The sequence below is a fragment of the Aphanothece microscopica RSMan92 genome, assembly GCF_046613545.2.
In the GTDB taxonomy this organism is placed as follows: Bacteria; Cyanobacteriota; Cyanobacteriia; order PCC-6307; family Cyanobiaceae; genus NIES-981.
This window is the reverse complement of sequence record NZ_JBKKKY020000019.1, coordinates 15,431-38,579: the sequence shown is the minus strand read 5'-3', so window position 1 is coordinate 38,579 and position 23,149 is coordinate 15,431. Positions and strand designations below refer to the sequence as shown.

At 69.8% G+C, this 23,149-nt stretch carries 31 protein-coding genes; 20 read left to right on the top strand and 11 right to left on the bottom strand.

From position 1 onward, the window contains the following. The first annotated feature begins 1 nt into the window (after nt 1). The 3 genes from psb28 to ACLD7X_RS07615 are packed head-to-tail and all read left to right on the top strand — an operon-like array spanning nt 2 to nt 2,454. The gene (gene psb28, locus ACLD7X_RS07625; protein WP_411422958.1) at nt 2–367 is read left to right on the top strand and encodes a photosystem II reaction center protein Psb28; all 366 of its coding nucleotides are present in this window, start codon (nt 2–4) and stop codon (nt 365–367) included. A gap of 13 nt (nt 368–380) precedes the next feature. Then, nucleotides 381–1,439, top strand: coding sequence for an AI-2E family transporter (locus ACLD7X_RS07620; RefSeq protein ID WP_411422945.1), 1,059 nt, complete (start codon nt 381–383; stop codon nt 1,437–1,439). Further along, nucleotides 1,423–2,454 (top strand): AI-2E family transporter, encoded by a 1,032-nt coding sequence (locus ACLD7X_RS07615; protein ID WP_411422944.1) that lies wholly within the window; start codon nt 1,423–1,425, stop codon nt 2,452–2,454. Before ACLD7X_RS07620 ends, ACLD7X_RS07615 begins: the two co-directional genes overlap by 17 nt. Before the next feature lie 58 nt (nt 2,455–2,512). Here the strand turns inward: ACLD7X_RS07615 and ACLD7X_RS07610 are convergent, their stop codons facing one another. From ACLD7X_RS07610 to rsmA, 7 genes are all read right to left on the bottom strand, one after another. Next, nucleotides 2,513–2,686 (bottom strand): hypothetical protein, encoded by a 174-nt coding sequence (locus ACLD7X_RS07610; RefSeq protein WP_411422943.1) that lies wholly within the window; start codon nt 2,684–2,686, stop codon nt 2,513–2,515. 22 nt (nt 2,687–2,708) lie between these two features. Next, nucleotides 2,709–3,668, bottom strand: coding sequence for a protein translocase subunit SecF (gene secF, locus ACLD7X_RS07605; RefSeq protein WP_411422942.1), 960 nt, complete (start codon nt 3,666–3,668; stop codon nt 2,709–2,711). Nucleotides 3,669–3,714: 46 nt separating this feature from the next. After that, nucleotides 3,715–5,229 (bottom strand): protein translocase subunit SecD, encoded by a 1,515-nt coding sequence (secD, locus tag ACLD7X_RS07600; protein WP_411422941.1) that lies wholly within the window; start codon nt 5,227–5,229, stop codon nt 3,715–3,717. A 1-nt stretch (nt 5,230) separates the two neighbouring features. Further along, entirely contained in the window at nt 5,231–6,214 is a 984-nt protein-coding gene (locus ACLD7X_RS07595) for a pyruvate dehydrogenase complex E1 component subunit beta (RefSeq protein WP_411422940.1), read from the bottom strand. 160 nt (nt 6,215–6,374) lie between these two features. Continuing rightward, nucleotides 6,375–6,770, bottom strand: a complete 396-nt coding sequence (locus ACLD7X_RS07590) for a DUF3082 domain-containing protein (RefSeq protein ID WP_411422939.1) — start codon at nt 6,768–6,770, stop codon at nt 6,375–6,377. Then, nucleotides 6,767–7,702, bottom strand: a complete 936-nt coding sequence (gene ispE, locus ACLD7X_RS07585) for a 4-(cytidine 5'-diphospho)-2-C-methyl-D-erythritol kinase (protein WP_411422938.1) — start codon at nt 7,700–7,702, stop codon at nt 6,767–6,769. The genes ACLD7X_RS07590 and ispE overlap by 4 nt, the downstream gene beginning before the upstream one ends. Next, on the bottom strand, nt 7,695–8,609 hold the full coding sequence (rsmA, locus tag ACLD7X_RS07580; RefSeq protein WP_412006679.1) for a 16S rRNA (adenine(1518)-N(6)/adenine(1519)-N(6))-dimethyltransferase RsmA: 915 nt from the start codon (nt 8,607–8,609) through the stop codon (nt 7,695–7,697). Before rsmA ends, ispE begins: the two co-directional genes overlap by 8 nt. 82 nt (nt 8,610–8,691) lie before the next feature. Here rsmA and ACLD7X_RS07575 point away from each other — a divergent pair, with 82 nt between their 5' ends. Beyond that, complete coding sequence (locus ACLD7X_RS07575) at nt 8,692–9,030, top strand: hypothetical protein (RefSeq protein WP_412006680.1); 339 nt, start codon at nt 8,692–8,694, stop codon at nt 9,028–9,030. A 17-nt stretch (nt 9,031–9,047) separates the two neighbouring features. On the opposite strand, the gene ACLD7X_RS07570 is transcribed toward ACLD7X_RS07575, so the two are convergent. Continuing rightward, nucleotides 9,048–9,446 (bottom strand): YraN family protein, encoded by a 399-nt coding sequence (locus ACLD7X_RS07570; RefSeq protein WP_411422935.1) that lies wholly within the window; start codon nt 9,444–9,446, stop codon nt 9,048–9,050. A gap of 80 nt (nt 9,447–9,526) precedes the next feature. On the opposite strand from ACLD7X_RS07570, the gene ACLD7X_RS07565 reads away from it, so the two are divergent. The 8 genes from ACLD7X_RS07565 (at nt 9,527) to ACLD7X_RS07530 (ending at nt 14,839) form a co-directional block, all read left to right on the top strand. Then, nucleotides 9,527–10,111, top strand: a complete 585-nt coding sequence (locus tag ACLD7X_RS07565; RefSeq protein WP_412006681.1) for a pentapeptide repeat-containing protein — start codon at nt 9,527–9,529, stop codon at nt 10,109–10,111. 33 nt (nt 10,112–10,144) lie between these two features. Beyond that, nucleotides 10,145–10,612, top strand: a complete 468-nt coding sequence (locus ACLD7X_RS07560) for a hypothetical protein (protein WP_411422933.1) — start codon at nt 10,145–10,147, stop codon at nt 10,610–10,612. A gap of 2 nt (nt 10,613–10,614) precedes the next feature. Further along, entirely contained in the window at nt 10,615–11,007 is a 393-nt protein-coding gene (locus tag ACLD7X_RS07555; RefSeq protein WP_411422932.1) for a hypothetical protein, read from the top strand. 36 nt (nt 11,008–11,043) lie between these two features. Next, nucleotides 11,044–12,045: a type I glyceraldehyde-3-phosphate dehydrogenase gene (gene gap, locus ACLD7X_RS07550; RefSeq protein ID WP_411422931.1), complete on the top strand. Its 1,002-nt coding sequence runs from the start codon at nt 11,044–11,046 to the stop codon at nt 12,043–12,045. A 108-nt stretch (nt 12,046–12,153) separates the two neighbouring features. Continuing rightward, complete coding sequence (locus ACLD7X_RS07545) at nt 12,154–12,459, top strand: DUF805 domain-containing protein (protein ID WP_411422930.1); 306 nt, start codon at nt 12,154–12,156, stop codon at nt 12,457–12,459. 88 nt (nt 12,460–12,547) lie between these two features. After that, nucleotides 12,548–12,913 carry a hypothetical protein gene (locus ACLD7X_RS07540; protein WP_411422929.1) on the top strand — a complete coding sequence of 122 codons (366 nt, stop codon included), beginning with the start codon at nt 12,548–12,550 and terminating at the stop codon, nt 12,911–12,913. Between the two features lie 234 nt (nt 12,914–13,147). Further along, entirely contained in the window at nt 13,148–13,540 is a 393-nt protein-coding gene (locus ACLD7X_RS07535; protein WP_412006683.1) for a LexA family protein, read from the top strand. A gap of 6 nt (nt 13,541–13,546) precedes the next feature. Further along, entirely contained in the window at nt 13,547–14,839 is a 1,293-nt protein-coding gene (locus ACLD7X_RS07530; protein ID WP_411422927.1) for a Y-family DNA polymerase, read from the top strand. 87 nt (nt 14,840–14,926) lie between these two features. Here the strand turns inward: ACLD7X_RS07530 and ACLD7X_RS07525 are convergent, their stop codons facing one another. Continuing rightward, nucleotides 14,927–15,178, bottom strand: a complete 252-nt coding sequence (locus ACLD7X_RS07525) for a hypothetical protein (RefSeq protein ID WP_412006684.1) — start codon at nt 15,176–15,178, stop codon at nt 14,927–14,929. Nucleotides 15,179–15,882: 704 nt separating this feature from the next. On the opposite strand from ACLD7X_RS07525, the gene ACLD7X_RS07520 reads away from it, so the two are divergent. The 4 genes from ACLD7X_RS07520 (at nt 15,883) to ACLD7X_RS07505 (ending at nt 18,102) form a co-directional block, all read left to right on the top strand. Then, on the top strand, nt 15,883–16,230 hold the full coding sequence (locus ACLD7X_RS07520) for a sll1863 family stress response protein (protein ID WP_411422925.1): 348 nt from the start codon (nt 15,883–15,885) through the stop codon (nt 16,228–16,230). Between the two features lie 146 nt (nt 16,231–16,376). Beyond that, nucleotides 16,377–17,261: a hypothetical protein gene (locus tag ACLD7X_RS07515; protein WP_412006685.1), complete on the top strand. Its 885-nt coding sequence runs from the start codon at nt 16,377–16,379 to the stop codon at nt 17,259–17,261. Then, nucleotides 17,213–17,497 carry a CDGSH iron-sulfur domain-containing protein gene (locus tag ACLD7X_RS07510; RefSeq protein ID WP_411422923.1) on the top strand — a complete coding sequence of 95 codons (285 nt, stop codon included), beginning with the start codon at nt 17,213–17,215 and terminating at the stop codon, nt 17,495–17,497. The genes ACLD7X_RS07515 and ACLD7X_RS07510 overlap by 49 nt, the downstream gene beginning before the upstream one ends. 95 nt (nt 17,498–17,592) lie before the next feature. Next, entirely contained in the window at nt 17,593–18,102 is a 510-nt protein-coding gene (locus ACLD7X_RS07505) for a DUF1993 domain-containing protein (protein ID WP_411422922.1), read from the top strand. Between the two features lie 6 nt (nt 18,103–18,108). Here ACLD7X_RS07505 and dnaG read toward each other — a convergent pair whose 3' ends face one another. Continuing rightward, entirely contained in the window at nt 18,109–20,232 is a 2,124-nt protein-coding gene (dnaG, locus tag ACLD7X_RS07500; protein WP_412006686.1) for a DNA primase, read from the bottom strand. A gap of 79 nt (nt 20,233–20,311) precedes the next feature. Here dnaG and ACLD7X_RS07495 point away from each other — a divergent pair, with 79 nt between their 5' ends. Continuing rightward, a complete protein-coding gene (locus ACLD7X_RS07495) occupies nt 20,312–21,199 on the top strand; it encodes a DMT family transporter (RefSeq protein WP_411422920.1) in 888 nt (295 codons plus the stop codon). Here ACLD7X_RS07495 and ACLD7X_RS07490 read toward each other — a convergent pair. Next, the gene (locus tag ACLD7X_RS07490) at nt 21,150–21,611 is read right to left on the bottom strand and encodes a hypothetical protein (protein ID WP_411422919.1); all 462 of its coding nucleotides are present in this window, start codon (nt 21,609–21,611) and stop codon (nt 21,150–21,152) included. The genes ACLD7X_RS07495 and ACLD7X_RS07490 overlap by 50 nt on opposite strands. A 21-nt stretch (nt 21,612–21,632) precedes the next feature. Here ACLD7X_RS07490 and ruvA point away from each other — a divergent pair, with 21 nt between their 5' ends. The 3 genes from ruvA to ACLD7X_RS07475 all read left to right on the top strand — a co-directional run bounded on the left by ruvA (nt 21,633) and on the right by ACLD7X_RS07475 (nt 23,131). Next, on the top strand, nt 21,633–22,280 hold the full coding sequence (ruvA, locus tag ACLD7X_RS07485) for a Holliday junction branch migration protein RuvA (RefSeq protein WP_411422918.1): 648 nt from the start codon (nt 21,633–21,635) through the stop codon (nt 22,278–22,280). A gap of 144 nt (nt 22,281–22,424) precedes the next feature. Continuing rightward, entirely contained in the window at nt 22,425–22,694 is a 270-nt protein-coding gene (gene rpsO / locus ACLD7X_RS07480) for a 30S ribosomal protein S15 (protein ID WP_411422917.1), read from the top strand. 8 nt (nt 22,695–22,702) lie between these two features. Further along, a complete protein-coding gene (locus ACLD7X_RS07475) occupies nt 22,703–23,131 on the top strand; it encodes a photosystem II biosynthesis protein (protein ID WP_411422916.1) in 429 nt (142 codons plus the stop codon). Nucleotides 23,132–23,149 lie beyond the last annotated feature (18 nt).

The following is a 23,149-nucleotide window of genomic DNA, read 5'->3' as shown; positions in this document are numbered from 1 at the left end:
TATGGGCGCAGCCATACAGTTCTTCCGCGGCGTGGACGAACCGGTCGTGCCCGACATCCGTCTCACCCGGTCCCGCGACGGTCGCACCGGCCAGGCCATGTTCGTGTTCGAGGAGCCCGAAGCCCTGGCCCCCGAAGCGATGGGCGACATCACCGGGATGTTCATGGTGGACGAGGAAGGGGAACTGGTCACGCGGGAGGTGAAGGCCCGGTTCGTGAATGGCAAGGCCAGCGCCCTCGAAGTGACCTACACCTGGAAGAGCACCGCCGACTTCGAGCGGTTCATGCGGTTCGCCCAGCGCTACGCGGACAGCCATGACCTCGGCTTCTCCGGGAACCAGGCTGACGAACAGGCTTCCGCTCAGTAGGGAGACACCCCCCTTGCGATTCGGCCAGTGGCTCGGCCTTCTCGGCCTCACCTCCGCCTTGGTGCTGCTGTGGAACCTGCGGCAGAGCCTCATGTTCCTGTTCGCCGCCGTGGTGCTGGCGATGGCGCTCTGCACCCTTGTGGGCTGGGTACGCGAGCGCCTGGGATGCCGGCGCCCCCTGGCGGTCGTGCTCAGCCTTCTGCTGGTGCTGCTGGTGGTGACCGTGATCGGCACCGCCGTCATCCCTCCGTTCGTGGAGCAGTTCGCCGAACTGATCGGCAAGCTGCCGGCAGCCGCCGAGACCCTGCTGAATCTGCTCCGCCAGGCCATGGCCTCGGCCAGTCGGATGCTCTACGGACGCTCCGATGGAACGCTGGAGTGGCTGCGGCAGGGCCTGGTCAGTGGGGACAGTCCCGCCAACCTGCGGGAAGGACTGCTCCGCCTGCTCGGGCTGGCCGGTGGAGTGGGCTCGGGGCTGCTGCAGCTGCTCTTCGTGGTGGCCGTGGCCCTGATGGTCACTGCCCAGCCCGAGGCCTACCGCGAGGCCGCCGTGCTGCTGGTGCCGTCCTTCTACCGCCGTCGCTTCCGGCGGGTTCTGATCCAGTGCGGCGATGCCCTGAGCGGCTGGATGGTGGGGGTGCTGATCAGTTCGCTCTGTGTCGGCATCCTGGCGGCGATCGGGCTGTCGCTGCTCGGGGTCAAGCTGGTGGCGGCCAATGCGGTGCTGGCCGCTCTGCTCAACATCATTCCCAACGTCGGGCCCACCCTGAGCACCGTGTTCCCGATGTCCGTGGCGCTTCTGGAGTCGCCGCTCAAGGCCGTCGCGGTGCTGGTGCTCTACGTGGCCGTGCAGAACCTCGAGAGCTACGTGATCACCCCCTCGGTGATGCACCACCAGCTCAAGCTGCTGCCGGGCCTCACCCTCACGGCCCAGCTCCTCTTCACCGTGCTGTTCGGCCCGCTCGGACTCCTTCTGGCCCTGCCCCTGGCAGTCTGCCTCCAGGTGATGGTGCGTGAGGTGCTGATCCACGACATCCTCGACCCGTGGAAGCGCCATGCCGAAACCAGCTGATGGAGGCTTCAGCCTGACCGGGCGCACGGTGCTCGGCGCCCTGGTGCTCGTGGTGCTGGGTCTGTTGACCTGGGAGCTGCGCTGGGTGCTGCTGGTGCTGTTCGGCGCCGTGGTGCTGGCGGTCTCCCTCGATGTGCCGATCAGCCTGCTGATGGCCCGCTGCCGCCTCAACAGGCCCGCAGCGCTGGGGGTGGTGGTCGCGATCCTGATCGTGCTCGGCAGCTGGCTGACCCATCAGCTCCTGCCGGAACTGCTGCAGCAGGTCAGCGAGCTGGGCGAACTGATTCCCGCGGTGGCGGCGAGGCTGGTGGCGATGACCTCCACGGTCGACTGGTTGCCGAACCTCGATGGCGATCTGGCCAGTCTGGACAGCTGGGATCGTCTCCAGCCCCTCGGGGGGCAGCTGATCGGGTTTGCCGGAGGGGCCGCGAACACCACCATCCAGCTCTCGCTGATGGTGCTGCTGGCGATCCTGCTCGCCCTGGATCCACGCAGCCACCGCCGGCTGGTGATCGCCCTCACCCCAAGTTTCTGGCGTGGGCGGATGGATAACTTGCTGGACGAATGCCGCCATGCCCTCGGCGGTTGGTTGGCCGGCATGACCCTCTCGGCCGTCACCGTGTTCCTGCTCACCTGGGCGGGGCTGGCGCTTCTGAAGGTCCCCCTGGCCCTGCTGAGCGCCCTGGTCTGCGGACTGCTCACCTTCGTGCCCACGATCGGCCCCACGGCGGCGACCCTGCTCCCCCTGGCGGTGGCCCTGCTGGTCTCGCCGGCCAAGATGCTTCAGGTGCTGCTGCTGCGGCTGGTGCTTCAGAACGGCGAGGCGTTTCTGCTCACGCCGATGCTGCTCAGCCGCACGGTCAGCCTGCTGCCCACCGTGGCGCTGATGGCCCAGCTCTGCCTCGGCACCCTCCTCGGCCTGCCCGGCGTGCTGCTGGCCCTGCCCCTGGTGGTGGTGCTGCAGGTCATCTGCCGAGAGGTGGTCGTCCGCGGCGTGATGGACCGCTGGACCTGATCGAACCCTTGTCCCGCGGCACTTTCAGCGAGCGCCGGGAGGATCAGCGCCGGGCGGATCAGCGGTAGCGACGCCAGAGGTCCGGCGTGAGGATCAGCACCGTCACGGCCAGCGGGTGGTAGAGGAGCGCGAACCAGAGCGATGTGAGGGTGAAGTGATCGGCGAGCAGCTGCAGCTCGGGCCGCAGATCGAGCAGGGCCAGCAGGGCCAGGCCGATGGGGAGAACCCGCATCGAACGCCTCACGGCAGGAACCTCATGGACGCGAGAAGAGGGGGAGCAGGGTCGGGGCGATCGCCACGCTCGACCAGGCGCCGACCACCACACCGATGCTGAGCGCCACAGCGAACCAGAAGAGGGTGCTGCCGCCGAACAGCACCAGGGCGAGCAGGGGCAGCAGGGTGGTGAAGCTGGTGTAGAGGGAGCGGGTCAGGGTGGCGGCCACGGCCGCATCCGCCTGGTCGGCCAGCGAGGATCCCTGCAGCTGGGTGCGCTTTTCCCGGATCCGATCGAAGATCACCACGGTGTCGTTCACCGAATAGCCCGCAATGGTCAGCAGGGCCACGGCGAAGAGGCTGTTCACCTCGACGCCGGCCAGCAGGCCGAGCCAGGCGAACAGGCCACAGGTGATCAGCACATCGTGCGCCAGGCAGAGCAGGGCCAGCAGGGCAAACACCCGGTCGTAGCGCACGCTGATGTACAGCGCGATGCCGAGGAAGCTCACCAGCAGGGAGATCAGGCTGGCGCGCAGCAGGCGGGAGCCCAGGGTCGGACCGATGGTCTCGACCGAGAGGCCCCCAGGGACGGTCTCACCCAGGACCGGCGTCAGGGCGTCGATCACGGCCTGGCCCTGTTCCGGGCTGAGGCTGGGCAGACGCAGCAGCAGCTGCCGGCCGCCGTCGAGCAATTGCACCCCCGCCCCCCGCAGGTTCGGTGGCAGCTGATCGTTGTCGGGAGGCAGGGCCAGCGAAGCGAGCCGGGCCTCCACCTCCGAGCCCCGCAGGGCGCCACAGCCGTCAGCGCAGCGGCGTTCGATCTGGATCTGGGTGCCGCCGGTGAAATCCAGACCCGGGCGCAGCGGCGCCCCGATCGAGGGGGAAGTCCAGCACAGGGCGATGCCGATCACACTCAACAGCAGGGCCACCAGGGAGATGGCCCAGAGCTGCCGGCGGCGCTGGTTCACCCGCAGGCTCACGATGGCGTGGCGTAGGAACATCCGTACAGGGGGCTCTTCGGGGAGGGGGGCTGGTCAGGGGGGCTCGTCAGGAGGAGGCCGCAGGCAGTTCGGCCCGTGGGAGGAAGTTGGTGGGCCGGCGCAGGGCGGGGTAGCTCATCAGCAGCCGCAGCAGGGTGCGGGTGCAGGTGAGGGCGCTGAACAGACTGAGCAGCACTCCGATGCCGAGGGTCACCGCAAAGCCCTTGACCAGTCCCGTGCCCAGGGAAAACAGGGCCAGGCAGCTGATCAGGGTGGTGAGCTGGCCATCGAGGATCGAGGAAAAGGCCAGGGAGAAGCCGGTGTCGATCGAGCGGATCAGGGTGTTGCCCTCCCGCAGCTCGTCCTTGATCCGCTCGAAGATCAGCACGTTGGCATCCACCGCCATCCCCAGGGAGAGGATGAAGCCGGCAATCCCCGGCAGGGTGAGCGTGACGGGAATCAGGGCATAGGCCGCCAGGTTGAACAGGGCGTAGAGGCTCAGGGCCAGAACCGCCACGACCCCGGCCAGCCGGTAGACGACGACCATGAACACCGCCACCAGGGCCAGGCCGCAGAGGGCCGCCACCAGGCTGGTTCGCACATTGTCGGCTCCCAGCGAGGGCCCCACGGTGCGCACCTCCACCACCCGGACCGGCAGGGGGAGGGAGCCGCCGCGCAGCTGCACCTCCAGCTCCCGGGCCTCCTCGGCGCTGAAGTTGCCGGTGATGCTGGCCGAGCCGCCGGTGATCCCGGCGGCCTGGAATTCGGGTCCCACGGTGGCCTCACTGATCGAGCGGCCATCCAGCACGATCCCCAGCAGGCGACCGCTGCCGGCGATCGCCTGGGTGAGGCGGGCGAACGCCTCACCGCCGGTGGGAGTGAAGCCCAGGGTCACCTCCCAGCCGGTGCCGCTCTGCTGCTGCTGACGGCCCGCGGTCTTCAGCTCCTTGCCGGTGAGGGCGGCCGGTTCATACAGCGCCACGATGCGGGTGTTCACAGCATCGAGCAGGAGTTCGAGCTGCTCGGTCTCACTGGCGCCGGCGGGGACCGCGATGCCCAGCTCCCGAAGGGCGGTGGCCAACTCCTGGGCGGGGAAGGTGGGGGTCGACGGGGACGGTGAGGGGGTGCCGTCGTCAGGCGAGGTGAGGGCGGTGCGACGGGCCCGCTCGCGGTTCAGCACGGCCTCGGCCTGGCGCTTGAGGCGCAGCAGACCCTGCATCTGCTGTTCGGTTCCGGCCTTCTGGGCGCGGAACTCGAGCAGGGCGGTGGAGCCCAGCACCCGGGCGGCCCGGCTGGGATCCTGCTCGCCCGGCAGCTGGAGCACCAGCTGGTCGGCGCCGACGGTCTGGAGCGTCGATTCAGCGACGCCGAGACCGTTCACCCGCCGCTCGAGCACCTCCTGCACGGCCTCGAGCTGTTCCTGGTCGACCCGGGTGATCGCGCCGGCCGGCATGACCTGGAGCGTGAGCTGGCTGCCACCGCGCAGGTCAAGCCCCAGCTGCAGGGGGAAGCTGGCCAGCAGGGCGCCTGCGGCGATCGCGAGGGCCAGGATGAGGGCGAACCAGCCCTGTTGACGCGCCATCTCAGAGCAACCCGGCCTTGAGTTGCCGCGCCGCTTCAACGATCTGGTGCGGCTGGATGATCGTGAGGTTCTCCAGAGCGCCGTTGTAAGGGGTGGGGATGTCCTGGGAGGAGAGGCGCACCGGACGGGCGTCCAGATCGTCGAAGCACTGCTCGGTGATCAGCGCGACCAGTTCGGCCCCGATGCCACCGGTCTTCATGCACTCCTCCACGACGATCACGCGGTGGGTCTTGCGGATCGAGCGGGCAATGGTCGCCATGTCGAAGGGCTTGAGGCTGATCAGGTCGATCAGTTCGACGTCGACACCCTCGGCCTCCAACTGCTGCACGGCCTTGAGGCAGTGATGACGCATGCGGGAGTAGGTGAGGACGGTGACGTCACGGCCCTCCCGCACCACCTCGGCCTGATCGAGGGCGCAGATGTAGTCCCCCTCCGGGATGTCCTCGGAGAGGTTGTAGAGCAGCACATGCTCGAAGAAGAGCACCGGGTTGTTGTCCCGGATGGCCGCCTTCATCAGCCCCTTGGCATTGGTGGGGGTGCTCACCGCCACGATCTTGATGCCCGGAACGGCATGGAAGTAGGCCTCCAGCCGCTGGCTGTGTTCGGCGCCCAGCTGCCGGCCGACGCCACCGGGGCCGCGCACCACGGCCGGGATGGTGTAGTTGCCGCCGCTGGTGTAGCGCAGCATCCCCATGTTGTTGGAGATCTGGTTGAACGCCAGCAGCAGAAAGCCCATGTTCATGCCCTCCACGATCGGCCGGAGACCGGTCATGGCGGCGCCCACCGCCATCCCGGTGAAGCTGTTTTCGGCAATCGGTGTGTCGAGCACGCGCAGCTCGCCGTACTTCTCGTAGAGATCCTTGGTGACCTTGTAGGAGCCGCCGTACTGCCCCACGTCCTCCCCCATCACGCAGACGTGGGGATCACGGGCCATCTCCTCGTCGATGGCTTCGCGGAGAGCGTTGAACAGCAGCGTTTCGGCCACGCGTTGGCTTGCACCGGGTGGGCGCCAACCTATCTCAGGCGGCGACGGGGGCAGATCAGCCGCCGGCCGCAAAGGTGCTGAGGATCAGCACCGAGAGCAGCATCCCGGGCAGGAGCAGGGTGACGAGCAGGCCCAGATCGTGGGGAGTCATGGCCGGAGGCTAGGGGGTTTCCTCGGCACCGGCCCGCTCCGGTGAGGATCCGGGCAAGAGGCTGCGCACGAACACCAGGGTCAGCCCCAGGGCGATGAACCCGAAACTGAAGGTGGCCAGGAACACCATGCCCACGAGCAGGGTCTTCACCGCCGTGGCGATGCTCTGGGCGACGGCGGAGCTGTAGTGGGGCGGGTGCGCGCCGTAGTACAGCACGGTGCGCTGGCTCAGACCCAGGCAGAGCCAGCCGAGCAGTCCTGCCGTCAGGGCGCCCGAGAGGTAGCTCAAGGGGCCCTTGCGGGGAGGCTCCGAGGCCGTGGCGCGGGCCTGGGTCCCACGCGCCTCATCAGCAGCGGGGTCTGAGGCGGTGCCGCCCATGGCGGAGCTGGGGCGTGGGTCGTTCACGGCTCCAGGCTGACACCCCGGGGGCGGAAGGCACAGGCCCAGCTCTCGAATCCCGCGGCCGTGCAGGCGGCGGCCAGCGCGGCCTGGGCCGCCTGGGCGCAGTCGAGGTCGGGGAACACGGCAAACAGACTCGGTCCGGATCCGCTCATCGCCACCGCCAGGGGCCGATCGCTGCGGCGCAGCAGCTCCAGCCCCTCGCGCACGCTCGCGACCTCCGGCTCCACCACCTCCTGGAGGTCGTTGCGGACGGGGGGCATCGCAGCGGTCCCCGCCAGGCCGGCCAGGAGCGGCGATCGGCGCAGGGCCTCCCGGCGCTGGGCGAAGGCGTGCGGATCGCGGAGGTAGGCATGGCCGCGCAGCTCCCGGCAGCGGCCATAGGCCCAGGGCGTGCTGACGCTGCTGGCCGGGTGTTTCAGCAGCAGCACCGCCAGGGGGTCGCCCTCCGCTGGGGGAACCTTCTCCAGCACCTCTCCCCGACCGAAGCAGAGCTGGGTGCCTCCGTCCAGACAGAAGGGCATGTCCGAGCCCAGCTCGGCGGCCATGGCCAGCAGTTCGGGGTGGCTGAACCGCAGCCCCCAGAGCGCCTGGAGACCCACCAGGGCAGCCGCCCCATCACTCGATCCCCCCGCCAGGCCGGCGCCCACCGGAATCCGTTTCTCGAGCCGGATGTGGGCCCCCAGCTCCGGCAGACCACTGCGCTCACGCAGCATCGTGGCGGCCCGCACGATCAGGTTGCTGCCATCCACCGGCAGATCCGGGCGATCGCACCGCAGGCTGATGGTTCCATCCGCGCTGGGGGCGAGGTGAAGGGCATCGACCAGCTCGATCGACTGCATGACCATGGCCAGCTCGTGGAAGCCATCCGCCCGCAGGCCGAGCACCTCGAGGTGGAGGTTGATCTTGGCGGGAGCGCACACCGTCAGTTCAGCCATCACGCCGCCCCTCAGCACGCCGCCCCTCAGCACGCCGGTCCACCATCGGGTCCACCCTCCGCTGGCCCGCATCATCGGAGCTCGGCTTCGGGGAGCTCTCGCTGGCGCGCTGCAGGCCGGCCGCCAGCTCGAGCCAGGCCCGGGGGGCGATCTCCTGGGGACGCTGCTCCAGGGAGATGCCGATGCCGCTGGCGATGTGCTGGAGCTCCGCAGCGCCCACCAGGCCGCCGAGGCTGTTGCGCAGCATCTTGCGACGGGCCGCGAAGCAGCGCCGCAGCAGCTGTTCGGCAGCGCGGGCCAGCCCGAGCTCCGGCCGGAGCTCCGGCGGGAAGGGTTCGATCAGGATCACCTCCGACTGCACCCGCGGCGGCGGCTGAAAGCAGCGCGGCGGCACGGCACAGACCGGGCGGCAGTCGCCCAGCAGCTGCATCCGCACACTCAGGGCCGAGTAGGCGCTGCTGCCCGGGCTGCAACGGATCCGCTCGCCGACCTCCTGCTGCACCAGCAGCACCAGACGCCGGTACGGCTCTGCCACCGGCCGGTCCAACCGCCCCACCAGCCGTTCCAGCAGCGGGCCGGTGATGTTGTAGGGGATGTTCGCCACGACCTTGTCGGCGGCGGGCAGCGGCACCGACAGGGCATCGCCCTGCAGCAGCGCAAAGCGGGCATCCGCGTCGAAGCGCTGGTGCAGCCCCTGGACCAGGTCGCGGTCCAGCTCCACCGCCCCCACCGCGGCGACGGGCGTCTGCAGCAACCGCTCGGTGAGGGCCCCCCGCCCCGGACCGATCTCCAGCACCCGCTCCCCCTGGCGCAGATCAGCCGCCGCCACGATCCGATCCAGCACCGCGGCATCGGTCAACCAGTGCTGGCCGAAGCGCTTGCGGGTGCGGTGGGCGGCGAAACTCATGGAGGCCGGCGGATCCGATCCAGATTGCCTGCCGGGGTGGCTTTCCGGAGCTAGAGCGGAGATCAGAGTCTCCGCTGAACCGATGCGCCGCTCCCTCGGCCGGCCGGCCTCCCCGTCGTCCAGCCGTCCCTGGGTGCTGGTGCTAGCCGGCGCCGCTCTGCTGCTGCCAGCCCCGGCCGTGCTGGCCGGGAGCATCACGTCGTCCTCGGTCTGGAACCGTGAGAACGCCCTGCAGCGGGCCCGCGAGCAGATGCCTGCGGGGGCCACGGTCACCCGCGAGCGCTGCGAGGAGATCGGGGTGGGCTTCGACAACTTCCGCTACCGCTGCACCGTCTGGTTCACCACCGCCCCGGATCCAGCCCCAGCCCCAGCCCCGGATCTGGCCCCGGATCCGGCACCCAGTCCTGCCCCAGCTCCCTGAGGCCCCGCAGCCCTGGGTCAGGGCCAGGCGCGGATCCATCGCACCGGCCGTCGCGACGGTGGCAGGGGCACCAGCGCGAACACCAGCTCTGCCGTGGCGTTCGCCCAGCCGGGGTGCTCCACCAGCCAGCAGCTCCAGGCCCGTTCCAGACGCAGCCGCTTGGCCCTGCCCAGCGCAGCCCGGCCCCAGCCATCGGGGCCGGGCCGGCCCCGACCCTTCACTTCCACCAGCAGCAGTCGCTCTCCCTTGGCGACGACCAGGTCCAGTTCGCCCCAGCGGCAGCGCCACTGGCGGGAGAGCAGCACCCAGCCCCGGGTGCGCAGCAGCCGCAGGGCCCGCTGTTCGGCCCAGTCGCCCAGCAGCGCCGTGCGCCCCCGGCTGGCCATCGGCTGAAGCTCCATCCACGGCTTCAGCATGGCCACAGCATCCGCCTGGCCAATGCTCTCCAGCGGCCCCCGGGTCGGCCAGGATGGTCAGGGCCCCCGGTTCCGCCAGCATGGCTTCTGCGATGACCCTCCCCCAGCCGCCTGAACCGATCCAGCCCGCGCCGCGCCGCAGCCGGTGGCGCGGGCTGTGGCGCGGGCGGCTGGGCAGCGCTCCGCTGGTCGCTGTGGTGCTGCTCCTCGGCGCCCTGTTGCTGCCCCTCGGCCTGTGGTTCCCATCGCCGGCCCTGGCGGCCATGGATGTGGCCAAGCAGGTGCTGATCGGGGCGGACTACCACGGCGAGGACCTCAGGGGCGCCACGTTCAACCTCAGCAACCTCCGGGACGCGAATCTCGCGGGCGCCGACCTGCAGGGGGCCAGCCTGTTCGGCGCCAAGCTCCAGGACGCGGACCTGAGCAACACCAACCTGCGTGAAGCCACGCTCGATTCGGCCATCTTCAACGGCACCGACCTCACCAACGCCGTGCTGGAGGACGCCTTCGCCTTCAACACCAAGTTCACGGACGTGACCATCGACGGTGCTGATTTCACCAACGTGCCGCTGCGCGGCGATGCCCTCAAGGCGCTCTGCGCGGTGGCCAGCGGCACCAACCCCGTGACGGGCCGCCAGACCCGCCAGACCCTCGGCTGCAGCTGACGGCACCCTCACGACGATCCCCGCGCCATCGCCATGAGCTTCGACCCCCGCAGCCTTGAGCGGCTCCGCCAGCTCGGACGCACCCTGCCCCAGCCCCTGCCGCAGCCCCTGGCGGCGCCCCCACCCCAGCCGGCGCCCCAACCATCCGGCCAGGGGCGTCACAAGGTGGAGACGGAGACCGATCCGGAGGCCCTGTTCCGCGAACTGATGCAGGCCAGTGCCGACGGCACCGTGCCCCCCCACCTGCTGGACCGGCTGCGTCAGCTCGAGGCTGGCCGCCGGCTCAGGCAGGCCGATGCCGGGGCTGGAGAGGGGGCCATGGCGCCAGGCTCTGGTTCTGCTGCCCAGCCACGGCCTGCCCAGCCGCGGCCTGCCCAGCCACGGCCTGCCCGCCAGCGGGACCCGGCAGGGCAGGGCCGCCCGGATCCGCGGCTGGCCCGTGAGCACGGCGACCTCTATACCGCATTCCAGCAGTTGCTTCTGGAGGACGAGGAGCCCTGAGCGTGCATCCTCCAGCGGCGTGGAGCTCTCCGCCAGGGGCGTCTGCCCGGTTCACCGCGCTGGTCGGCCTGCTGCTGCTGGCCGCCGGCCCCTGCGCCCCCGCGGCCCGGAGTCAGGCCGAGCCCCCCAAGCCGCCCCTGGGCAGGAAGGAAGCCTTCATGCTCATGTTCGGCAAGGGGAACGGGGCGATGCGCACCCTCTGCGCCCTCGAGCGCGACGGAGTGATCAGCCAGGCCCAGCGCCGCCACTACAGCGAGGCGCTGCTTCCCGTGCTCACCGAGGCGGCGGACGGAGCCAGCGCCCGCCGGGACGTGCGCATCGGCATGGCCTTTGCCGATGGGCGTTCCAGCCTCTGTCCCGAGGGGATCTTCAGCTCTGGGGAGGGCGCTCCGTAGGCTGAGACCCACACCGTTTTCCCTTCGCTGCGCACCATGACCATCCGCATCGGCATCAACGGTTTCGGCCGTATCGGTCGCCTCGCCTTCCGCCGCGCCGTGAGCCTCGGCGATGTGGAGGTGGTGGGCATCAATGATCTGATCGCTGTGGAGTATCTGGCCTACATGCTCCGCTACGACTCCACCCACGGCCGCTTTCAGGGGGATATCGCCGTGGAGAACGGTCAGCTGGTGGTGAACGGCAAGACGATCCGCATCACCGCGGAGCGCGATCCCAACAACCTCCGCTGGGGTGAGATCGGTGCGGACTACGTGCTGGAGAGCACCGGCTTCTTCCTCACCGATGAGTCGGCCCGGGCCCACATCAACGCCGGCGCCCGGCGGGTGGTGATGAGCGCCCCCTCCAAGGACGCCACGCCGATCTTCGTGATGGGCGTGAACCACAGCAGCTACGCCGGGCAGGACATCGTCTCCAACGCCAGCTGCACGACGAACTGCCTGGCCCCGATGGCCAAGGTGCTGCACGACAACTTCGGCATCGCCAGTGGTCTGATGACCACCGTGCACGCCACGACGGCCACCCAGAAGACCGTGGACGGCCCCTCGGTGAAGGACTGGCGCGGTGGCCGCGGTGCCGGTCAGAACATCATTCCCAGTTCCACCGGTGCCGCCAAGGCGGTGGGTCGGGTGATTCCCGAGCTCAACGGCAAGCTCACCGGCATGGCCTTCCGCGTGCCCACACCCGATGTGTCGGTGGTGGACCTCACCGTGAACCTGGCCACCCCCGCCAGCTACGACCAGGTGAAGGCCGCCATGAAGGCCGCCGCCGAGGGCGAGCTGGCCGGCATCCTCGGCTATACCGAAGACGACGTGGTCTCCAACGATTTCGTCGGCGAGAGCTGCACCTCGGTGTTTGATGCCGGTGCCGGGATCGCCCTCACCGACACGTTCATGAAGCTGGTGGCCTGGTACGACAACGAGTGGGGCTACAGCTGCAAGTGCATCGATCTGATGCGGCACATGGCGAGCGTCGGCTGAAGCCTCCGGCCCGCCGCCCCTACCCCAGCGTGGAGCACAACGCTTCACGACAATCGCCGGCAGACACGGGCGACGACGTCTAAACAGCGTCGTCGCCCTTCCCCTCCCATGCCCCTGATCGACGCCTACACATCCGCCTGGATCCGCTCCTTCGATTACGAGGGCCGCTCCAACCGTGGGGACTACTGGTGGTTTGTGCTGGCCAACCTGATCGTGGCCATCATCACGGCCCTGATCTCCCCGCGACTCAACACGATCTACACGGTGGCGACCCTGCTGCCGGGCATTCCCCTCTGCGTGCGCCGGCTCCGCGACATCGGCAAGCCCTGGCCCTGGATCTTCATCGGGCTCATTCCCATCCTCGGGGCGATCTGGCTGATCGTGCTGTTCTGCCAGCCGTCCGTGACCGGCTGATCCCCGCCCTGGAGGCGCTCTGCGGTTCTGCCGCCTCGGGCTGGGACGGCCCGGGCACTGGCAGGGGGAGGTCTCCCCACCCCCTGCCGTGGTCGCCGCCGTGATTTCCCTGCTCTCCCTGAGCCGTCCCGTTCAGCACCACTGGTGGCTGGCCGCGGGAGGCTCTCCCCACCAGCTCGCCGATCTGCTCGGCACTCCGCTCCGCCGTACCGGTGCCCCTGCCACCAGTCTGCGGGAACTCCTGCTGGTCTTCGCCCCCCTCCCGGCTCTGGAGGCCGCCACGGCCAACCCGGCCAGCCGCCAGGCCCGTTTTCGCTATCTGATCTGCTTCCACCGCGCTGGCCCGCGCCTCTCCTGCTGGCGCCGCAGGCCGGACGGCATCGGCTGGCAGCGCCGCTGCGGCCCCATGCCCCTGGCGGGTTTCGTCGCCCGCTTCCGTGCCGCCCCGGCCTGATCGGCTTCCTGCTCAGGGCGTGCGAGCGGGGTTGGAGCCGGCCGGGAGCCAACTGCGGCCAGGCAGCCAACACCGGGCAGGCAGGCTGGCACCCCCGCGCCTGGATTCGGGTTCCATGGCTGCCAGGCTCGTGCAGCATCCCCACCCGCCTGCACCGCCGATCCGCCCACGGCGCGACGCCCGGCACCCGGCCAGTACATCTGTACTACGCTGATGGGCCGTGGTGCTCCGGCCGTGGTCGACAGCTCCAGGGGGCATCCGGCGCCCCCGTACCCCCTCCAGCGCGGCGATCGGCCCGAGCCGACCGCGCCCCCGGCGCTCAACCTGCAACACCTGCTGGTGAGCCATCCCGAGGCCACCCTGCTGCTGCGGGTGAGTGGCGATTCGATGCGGGGGGCCGGGATCCAGCATGGCGATCTGCTGGTGGTGAACCGGCGGCTGGAACCACGGCCCGGCCAGGTGGTGGTGGCCCTGCTGAATGGCGGCTTCACCGTCAAGCGCCTGGCCGCCGCGGGGCCCCGGCGGTGGCTGGAGCCGGCCCATCCGGCCTATCCCCCCCTGCCGCTGTGCGGCCACGACGACGGTCGCATCTGGGGAGTGGCGACCCACGTGATCCACCGCTGCTGAGGCCCCATGCCCGCCACCCGCCAGCGGGCCATCGCCCTGATCGATGGCAACAACTTCTATGCCTCCTGCGAGGCGGTGCTGGAGCCGGCCCTGCTCGGGAGAGCGCTGGTCGTGCTCTCCAACAACGATGGCTGCATCGTGTCCCGCAGTGCCGAGGCCCGGCGGCTCGGGATCGCCATGGGCCAGCCCTACTTCCAGGTGAAGCGCGAGCTGGAACGGCTGGGGGTGGTGGTGCGCAGCTCCAACTACGCCCTCTACGCCGACATGAGCCAGCGGTTGATGACCATCCTGGAGCGCTGGGTGGAGGACCTGGAGATCTACTCGATCGACGAAGCCTTCGGCCTCGTGCCACGCCGGAACGGCGCCGATCTCACCGCGTGGGGCCAGCAGCTGCGCCGGGCGGTGCGGCGGGAACTGGGACTGCCCGTGGCGGTGGGCCTGGCCCCCACCAAGGTGCTGGCCAAGCTGGCCAACCGCCTCGCCAAGGCCGATCCCACCCAGGGGCAGGTGTTCGACCTGGGGGCCGTCGCCGACCCCACGCCCCACCTGGAGCAGGTGGCGATCGAGGACGTCTGGGGCATCGGTCGGCGGCTGTCGCGCTGGTGCCGGCTGCGGGGCATCGCCCATGCCCGCGCCCTGCGGGACATGCCGAGCGGCGAACTGCGCCAGAAGTGTGGGGTGGTGGGCCTGCGGCTGCAGCAGGAGCTGCGGGGCCACAGCTGCCTTCCGCTGATCCTCACGCCGCCGCCGAAGCAGGAGACCTGCGTCAGCCGCAGCTTCAGTGAGCCGGTGCGCAGCCTGGCGCAGCTGCGGGAAGCGATCGCCACCTACACGGCGCGGGCGGCGGAAAAACTGCGTCGCCAGCACCAGCGGGCCGGGGCTCTCAGTGTGTTCGTGCGCAGCAACCCGTTCAACGGCACCAGCTTCTACAGCAACAGCGCCACCGTGACCCTGGCGCTGCCCAGCAACGACACCGCCGTGCTGCTGGCGGCAGCCCTGCCGCTGGCCGAGCGGCTGTTCCACCCGCACCGTCCGCTGCAGAAGGCCGGCGTGCTGCTGCAGCACCTCCAGGGCGAAGAGATGCTGCAGCACCACCTGCTGCAGCCGCTGCCGCCGGAACAGCAGCAGCGGCGCGCTGCCCTGCTGGCCACGATCGATCGGCTCAACCAGCGCTACGGCCGTGGCACGGTGCAGTGGGCCGCCTGCGGGCTGCAGCCCGCCTGGGCGATGCGGCGGGAGCGGCTGTCGCGGGCCGCCACCACCCGGCTGGAGGCGATTCCCCGGGTGCTGGCCTGCTGAAGAGGGCGCAGCCGGGGCCTGCTCGGGGACGGGGCGAACGCCATGAAGGGACAGGGCGAACGCCGTGAAGGGGAAGGATGCCTGGCGTCAGGGGAGCTGGGCCATGGCCGAAGCGATCATGGCGGCCGTCACCGGAATGGTCTCGAGCTCATCGGCGTTGTCGAGGTAGGCCTCGAAGGAGGCGTAGCGGCGAATGCAGGGATCGGCGCCGGGATCGGCGCAGGCGTCATCCCAGCTGCCGTCCTCGGGCCTGACCAGGGCATAGGCCGTGAGCGCCTCATCCAGATCGCCACCATCGCCGATGGCCTCGCCATGCCAGAACACCTCGAAGAAACCCATGGCGACGGCGGGGCTGGGGTTGGCCCTCAGGCTACAGAGGGCGACGCGAGCAGGCCCGCGAGGGCGGCCTGCCCCGCACTCCAGGAAGGTCTGCGGCACCCGCTCCGATGCGCGGCGGATGGGAAACAATCGGGACGGCACGCGCAGGACGGCATGCGGGACAGCGGAGCGAAACAAGAGAAGCGAAAGAGATCGCCGAAATGCTGCTGAGGGCTTGGGATCTGCCCGATCTGCCCATGCCTGGATGGCAGCAGATGCGGCGTTTCGATGTTGACAATCCAGAACATCGTGGTACGTTGAAGACATCGGATGCAGATCGCGACAGCACGTCATGTAATTAGTCAGCGCTGACCCTTGAGCTTGAACAGTCCCGGGTGAGCGCCAGATTGCGTGCAGGTCTGAGTCTTCACAGATCCGATCGTCACGGATCTACGTTTTCACAGATCTGAGTCTTCACAGATCAGATTGTTGCCGGTCTGGTCTTGGCCGATCCGACCTTCAGGGTCCTGGCTCACACCAGCACGCAGGGATCCGGCTCAAGCCAGGCTCAAGCAAGGCCAGGGATCACGATCACGGCCAGCATCACGGTCAGGGATTCAGATGATCTGGTGCATCCAGATCTCGCCGCACCGGCGCCTTGTGAACAAGGCTGTGGCGCCGATCGAAGCCACGCATCCGTTGTCCAACCACAGGAGATGACCCCCATGATCACCAGCACGAAGCAGACCAAGAGCAGCCAGGGAGTGGACCAGAACCAGGTGAATGAGCACCTCAGGACGGCGATCCTGGAGAAGAAAACGGCCCAGGTGGAGGCGTGGTCCCAGCAGATCGAGACGCTGCAGGAGAGCCTGCAGCATGTGGCCTCCGATCTATGCCATGGCACCGAACAACGCCTGGAGGATCTCACCGAGGCACGGAACCGTGCACGGGATCAACTGCATCAGCTCCAGCAGGCCACGCAGGAGAGCTGGAGCTCCATGCTCCAGCAGAGCGATGAGGTGTTCCAGGATTTGGCGGAACGGTTCCATGCCTTCACCCAGAAGCAGGGCTGAGCGCTGATCGCCAGACCATGGCGCCGTGGCAAAGGGCTGAAGCCCCTTGCCACATCCACGGGGACGGGTTGATCCAGGCCCGCAGATTCAGCTCCAGGCCCTTGGCCCATCGCGTCCCGCTTTCGTCGAATTCAAAAATCTGCCTCATGACCAGCACAACAACGACCAGCACAACCCTCCAAACCCAGACCAGCCCCGCCACGTTCGGCCCTGCCGTTGTCGATTTCGCCACGGCCCTGGGTGACCCATCGGCTGGCCGCAGCGCCGCCGCGCTCACCGAGGCACTGCTGCCCCAGGTCAGCGAGGCGTTCTGGCTGCGCGTGTCCAGCAACGCCCTCCTCGAAACCACCGAGAACGAGGTGCTCAGCATGGTCCTCGAGCGCGCCCTCCCCCGTGGTGTCTCCATCGCCCTGGACGTGGACTGGTCGCCGGAGCGCTGGGGGCTCCCGGTCGGTGCGGCACCGACCGCCGAAGTCAAGCGTCGCCTGCGGCCCCTGGCCCAGGCGGCCCAGCTGATCCGCTGCGATGCCGATGAGGCGGAGGCCTTCTTCGCCAGCACGGATCCGGCGCTGATCCAGGAGCGGCTGGCACAACGCCCGGCGGTACTGGTGCAGGATCGGCGGGGCGGTCTGCTCTGGAGCGTCGGGGGACGGCGCGGATGGATGGAGCCGGCGCTCCTGGACGATCACGACGCCTTTCTGGCCAACCTGCTGGTGCGGCTGGGTTCCCAGCCGCAGTTGCTCGGCACGGCCGGAGCGGGAATCGAGGCCATCGCCGATCCGGATGCCCTCGCCGAACAGTTGCTCGCAGCGGCCGCAGCCGATTCCCCGCTGGCGCAGGGTCCTCCATCGGCAGCGTCAGCCAGGCAGGGGCACCCAGGCAGCGCCCGTGAGGGACTGTGCGATGAAAGCCGGCGCACATCCTTCGCACCAGAATCGATGCCAACCCACGTTCACCCAACCCCTTCCCAAGGAGGCTGCCCATGGACAAGCCGATCGTGGCCGCGAACGAGCCCATCGCCGTCGACCTGAAACAGGGGAAGACGTATCTGTATTGCAGCTGCGGACGCTCGAGCGCTCAGCCCTTCTGCGACGGCGCCCACAAGGGCACGGCGTTCAGCCCCCAGCCCTTCAAGGCTGAAGACGAGGGAGAAGCCTGGCTCTGCCGCTGCAAGCAGACGGGCCATCCCCCCTACTGCGATGGCAGCCATGCCCAGGTTCCGGATGATCAGGTCGGTCAGCCGTTCAGCCTGACGAATCCGGCCTGATCGCCGCAGCCCGCAAACCCCACCCAGCCGCTGCAGGAGGAGGCCCTCAGGAGGGTCTGGCCTAGTTTTCCGGATGCAGTCCCAAGCTCTCCGCGATGGCCGTCACGATGCATCAGGCCGCGTTGCCGCCACTGCAGCGCAGCCTGGGCCAGCTGATCCAGATCCTCCACAAGGGCCAGGCCCACGCCGACAGCCAGGGTTTCGATGCAGCCGTTCTGGTGGGGAGTCGGCTCTATCCCGACATGTTTCCGCTGGCGCGCCAGGTGCAGATCGCCACGGACATCGCGCGACGGGGCGTCGCGCGCCTGGCGGGAGGCGAGGCGCCCGCCATGGAGGACAACGAGACCACCCTCGCGGAGCTGATCCAGCGGGTGGAGCACTCGCTCGACTACCTGGCGACCATCACGCCGGACCAGCTGGAGGCGGCGGAGACGCGGGAGGTGACGGTGCCGATCGGCCGGGGGGAGACGATCACCATGCAGGGCTGGCCGTTCCTCTCGGCCTTCGTGCTGCCCAACGTGTACTTCCATGTGACCACGGCGTACGACATCCTGCGGCACAACGGGGTGCCGGTCGGCAAGCGCGACTTCCTGGGCGAGGTGTGAGGCGGTTCAGGCCGAGAGGGGCTGGGAGCTGGGCTCAACCCGGGAGCGGGGCTCAACACTGAGCTCGGCGTAACCGGCCCGGCGTCGCTCATCGAGTTGCTCGAGATAGCGGCGTTCGTTGTAGTAGAGCTCCTGGAAGTGCAGGGCGTCACTGTTGAGGTCGGCGAACAGGGCCTCGATGCGGCTCTCCATGTCGCTCACCGGAACCAGCCCTTCGGAGGCCTCGGCCTCGGGATGTTCGCCGGCCAGCAGCCGGGCGATGCAGCGCTCCAGGGTCTCCAGCCGCTGGCTGCCCCAGGCATCCAGCAGGTGGCGGCAACGCTTGAGGCTGCGCTGACGCTCGAGGGCCGCCAGGGCCCCGCGCAGCTGCAGCAGGGGCTGGGCCAGCTGCAGCAGCTGCAGTTCGCTGGGTTCGATCAGCGGGGTGAGCCGGGCCAGCAGGGCACTCTCCTCAACGACCAGCTGATCGCCGAGCAGGCGGGGCAGCTCGAGATCGGCCAGGTCATGGCCGGGATCGAGGCCGCGGTTGATGGCCTCGAGGCGCCCGACCCCCAGGTTGTCCTCCTCCAGGGCGCTGATCGCCGCCCACAGCCGCCGGTGGTGGGAGAGGGCGAAATCATCGAGCTCATGGCGGCGCAGCTCGGCCCGGATCGCGGCCCGGTGGGTGGGGGCATGGAGGTAGAGGCGCAGCACCTCGGCCTCGGCCAGCTCCCGCAGGCCCGCCTCACCGGGCTGTTCCCACTTCTGGGAGCGGCCATGCCAGCGCTGGCCCTTCACCTGCTGGCGCAGGTCGTCCTCGAGCTGGATCGCCAGGCGGGCCTGGCCGCCGCTGAGCCGCTCGGCCACCTGCTGGAGATAGTGGCTGCGCACCGCGCTCTGGGGGAGCTTGCCCAGCAGGCCCACCAGGGCCGTCACGGCCTGCTGGAACTGGTCCGAGCGGGAGAGATCCCGATCGCCCAGCACCTGCTCGATCTGCCAGTCGAGCCAGAGCGGCGCCTGGTCGAGCAGGGCCCGGTACTCGCCGGCACCGTGCTGGCGCAGGAATTCATCGGGATCCTTGCCGGCCGGCAGGTGCAGCACCCGCAGCTCCAGCTGGCCCTGCAGCGCCAGCTGCTCCACCTCGCCGATCGCCCGCTGGGCGGCGCGCACCCCGGCACCGTCGCTGTCGAAATTGAGGATCAGGCGCCGGCTCTCGCAGCAGCGGCAGAGCTGGGTGATCTGCTGGCTGCTCAGGGCGGTGCCCAGGGCCGCCACGGCGTTGGTGATGCCGGCGGCGTGGAGAGCGATCACGTCGAAATAGCCCTCCACCACCACCGCCCGGTCATCACGGCGGATCTCGTTGGCCGCCCGGTCCAGACCGAACAGGTGCTTTCCCTTCTCGAACACCTCCGTTTCCGGGGAGTTGAGGTACTTGGGCTCGGCCCCATCGAGGCTGCGCCCGCCGAAACCGATCACGCGCCCCTGGCGGTCCCGGATCGGCACCATCACCCGGCCGCGGAAGCGGTCGTAGTAGCCCCGGCTGCTGTCGCCGGGCTGGCCCTTGCGGGGCACCACCAGGCCGGCGGCTTCGAGCCACTCGGGGCCCAGCCCCTCCACCTGGTCCAGGTGCCGGAGCAGGCCGTCCCACTGGTCGGGGGCGTAGCCCAGTTCGAACGCCTCGATCGTGCCCTCGCTCAGGCCCCGCTGCTCCCGCAGGTAGCTGAGGGCCGCGGCACCGCCAGGCGCCCGCAGCTGGCTGCGGAACCAGCCGGCCGCCAGGCTGAGCACCCGGTGCAGCTGGTCGCGGCGCGACAGCTGCTTGCGCAGGCGCTCCTGCTGGGGCCCGTCGAGGGTCTCGACCGGCAGCTGGTACTTGCGCGCCAGCTCCAGCACCACATCGCCGAAGCTCTGGCGCTGCAGCTCCATCAGGAACTTGATGGCGTTGCCGCCCGCACCGCAGGAAAAGCAGTAATAGAACTGTTTGGCCGGTGACACCGTCATCGACGGTGACTTGTCGTCGTGGAAGGGGCAGATCCCCACGAACTCGCGCCCCTTCTTCTTGAGCACGACGTGCTCGCCCACCACATCCACGATGTCGGCGCGCTCCTTGACGGCCTCGATCGTGCGGGGATGGAGGCGCGGCAGGCTCAACAGCACGGCCAGGGCAGGGGACCCGATTCTGACGGCGGGACTGCCAACATGCCGGCAGCAACCCGGGGGCAACACCGCCATGGGCCGCCCGGTGCCGAGCCCCACCCTGCAGATGGTGGCCAGTGCCCTGGCCTTCAGTGCCATGGGCGTCTGCGTCAAGCAGGTGGGCGGGCGGATCCCCACCGCGGAGGTGGTGCTCGCCCGGGCCCTGGTGAGCGTGGTGCTGAGCTGGTGGCTGCTGCGCCGGGCCGGCATCGATCCCTGGGGCCAGCGGCGGGGCCTGCTGCTCTGGCGCGGCAGCATCGGCACCGTGGCACTGGCGTGCGTCTACGCGGCCCTGGCCACCCTGCCCCTGGCCTCCGCCACGGTGCTGCAGTACCTCTACCCCACCTTCACGGCCCTGCTGGCCTGGCTGGTGCTGGGTGAGCGCATCGGTGGCCGGGTTGTGGTCGCCATGGTGCTCGGCTGGGCCGGCGTGCTCCTGGTGGCCCAGCCGGCCCAGCTGTTCAGCGGCGGCACCCCCCTGGCGCCGCTGCCGGTGCTGGTCGCCGTGGCCGGCGCCCTCACCACGGCCATCGCCTACGTGAGCGTGCGCTCCCTGGGCCGGAGCGAACACCCGCTGGTGATCGTGTTCTATTTCCCCCTGGTGGCCGTGCCGTTGAGCCTCCCCTTCGTCCTGCTGGATCCGGTGGTCCCCACCCCCACCGAACTTCTCTGGCTGCTGGGGGTGGGCCTGTTCACCCAGCTGGGCCAGGTGAGCCTGACGCGGGGACTGACGGCGCTGCCGGCGGCCCGGGCCACCGCCCTCAGCTACGTCCAGGTGGTGTTCGCAGGGGTGTGGGGCTGGCTGCTGTTCCAGGAGCGGATCGAAACGGCCACCATCGGCGGGGCCGCCCTGGTGCTGCTGGCCACCCTGATCAGCCTGAGTTCGCGCCGTTCCGACCCGGAAGGGGCAGCGGATCGGTGAGCCAGAGCTGGGTGTCGGCGTCGAGGGCGCCGCTGGGCCTGGCCAGCCGCCAGCTCTCACCCCGCTCACCCCGCTCGAGGTAGAGCTCGAAGGGACTGTCGACCCGCACCGGATCCCCCGGCAGGCGCCAGTCGAAGGTCCCCCTCAACCGCAGCCCCCGGGCTTCGCCGATCCGCACCGGCTGCTGGTCGCTCACCCGCACCCGGCTCACCTCCGGCAGCCCCTGGGCCTCCAGCCCCAGGGCCTCGGCGATGGAGCCCTGGGTGAGCTGGATCTGCAGCCCCAGGGCCCGCAGCAGGACGGTGCGCGGTGGCTGGCCCACCCCGGAGCAGCCGCCGAGGGGCAACAGCAACAGCCAGGACAGGGCCAGCGCCAGGAGCGACTGGGCAAGGGTCCGCAGGGCGGGCAGCATGGAGCGCGTGACACTGCCCCCATGATCGGCTGGCTGCAAGGAGAACTCACCGATCCCTGGCAGCAGGAAAAGCGCTGCGGCCTGATGCTGGTCTGCGGCGGGGTGGGCTACGAGGTGCAGGTGAGCCAGCGGCAGTGGCGCGAGCTGCCGGCCGTGGGCTGCCGTCTCACGCTGCACATCCACCAGAGCATCCGCGAGGACGGCTGGACCCTCTACGGCTTTGCCCAGCGCCATGAACGCGACCTGTTCCGGCAACTCGTGGCGGTGAGCGGGGTCGGGCCCCAGATGGCCCTCGGCCTGCAGGGGGCGATGCACACCGAGGAGCTCGTGCAGGCCATCGTGCAGGCCGACCTGCGGCGGCTCTGCCAGGCCCCGGGGGTGGGCAAGCGCACTGCCGAACGCCTGGCCGTGGAGCTGCGGGGCAAGCTGCAGGAACGCTTTCTCGGCCAGCTCCCCACCGGCGGCGAGGACCCGGACCTGGCGCCCCTGCCGGCGCTGGACACGGACAGCCGCGAGGAGGTGCAGCTCACCCTCTCGGCGCTGGGGTACGAGGGCCTCGAGATCCACCGGGCCCTGCGGGCGGTGGCGGCCCAGGGGCTGGCCTCCACGGCCTGCTCCGAGGACTGGATCCGCGACTGCCTGCGCTGGCTGTCCCGCCCCGCGGCCTGAGGATCAGGGCCCTGCCGGGCGGTAAAGTATCGGTTTGCACCGCGTAGCCGGGGCAGGTCGGTCGGGTTCGGGCTCCTTGGCCCCGATTCGACGCCATGCCAGCGCGCTCAGGCTGCAGGCTCGGGCCCCGCCATTCCCATCTCCATGCCGCTCACCACCGACAAGAAGCAGGAACTCATCAACAGCCACCAGACCCACGGCACCGACACCGGGTCGGTGGAGGTTCAGGTGGCGATGCTGAGTGAGCGCATCAGCCAGCTCACCGGCCACCTGCAGCAGAACAAGCACGACTTTTCGTCCCGCCAGGGTCTGCTGAAGATGATCGGCCGGCGCAAGCGGCTGCTCGGCTATCTCAAGGGCATCAGCCAGCAGCGCTACAGCACCTTGATCGCCAAGCTCGGCATCCGCGGCTGAGCACACCGATGGCCGCCAAAGGCATGGGAAACGGGGTGCCCCGGAACGGTGCACGGTCGTCCAGGAGCAGCAACCGGCCGGCCGCCGGCAAGCCCGGGCCTGCCCGCCAGCAGGTGATCCCGGATGCTGTCGCCAACCGGATGGCACGTCGCGTGGCCATCGCCACCGGCATCCCGACCCTGATGGGCATGGGGGTGTTCGTGGCCAGCTACGTGCTGGTCAGCCGCCAGATCGTCGACATCCCTCCCGGCGCCACGCTGGTGGCCTCCGGGGGCTGCTTCCTGCTCGGGCTGGTCGGCCTGAGCTACGGCGTGCTCTCGGCCAGCTGGGAGGACCAGCCCGGCAGCCCGCTGGGCACCGAGCAGATCGGCCTCAACATCAGCCGCCTGCGCGCCTCGGTGCGGGCGATGCGCCAGGGCGGCGGCGACAGCACCTGAGCCCGCCCGGTGGGCCGC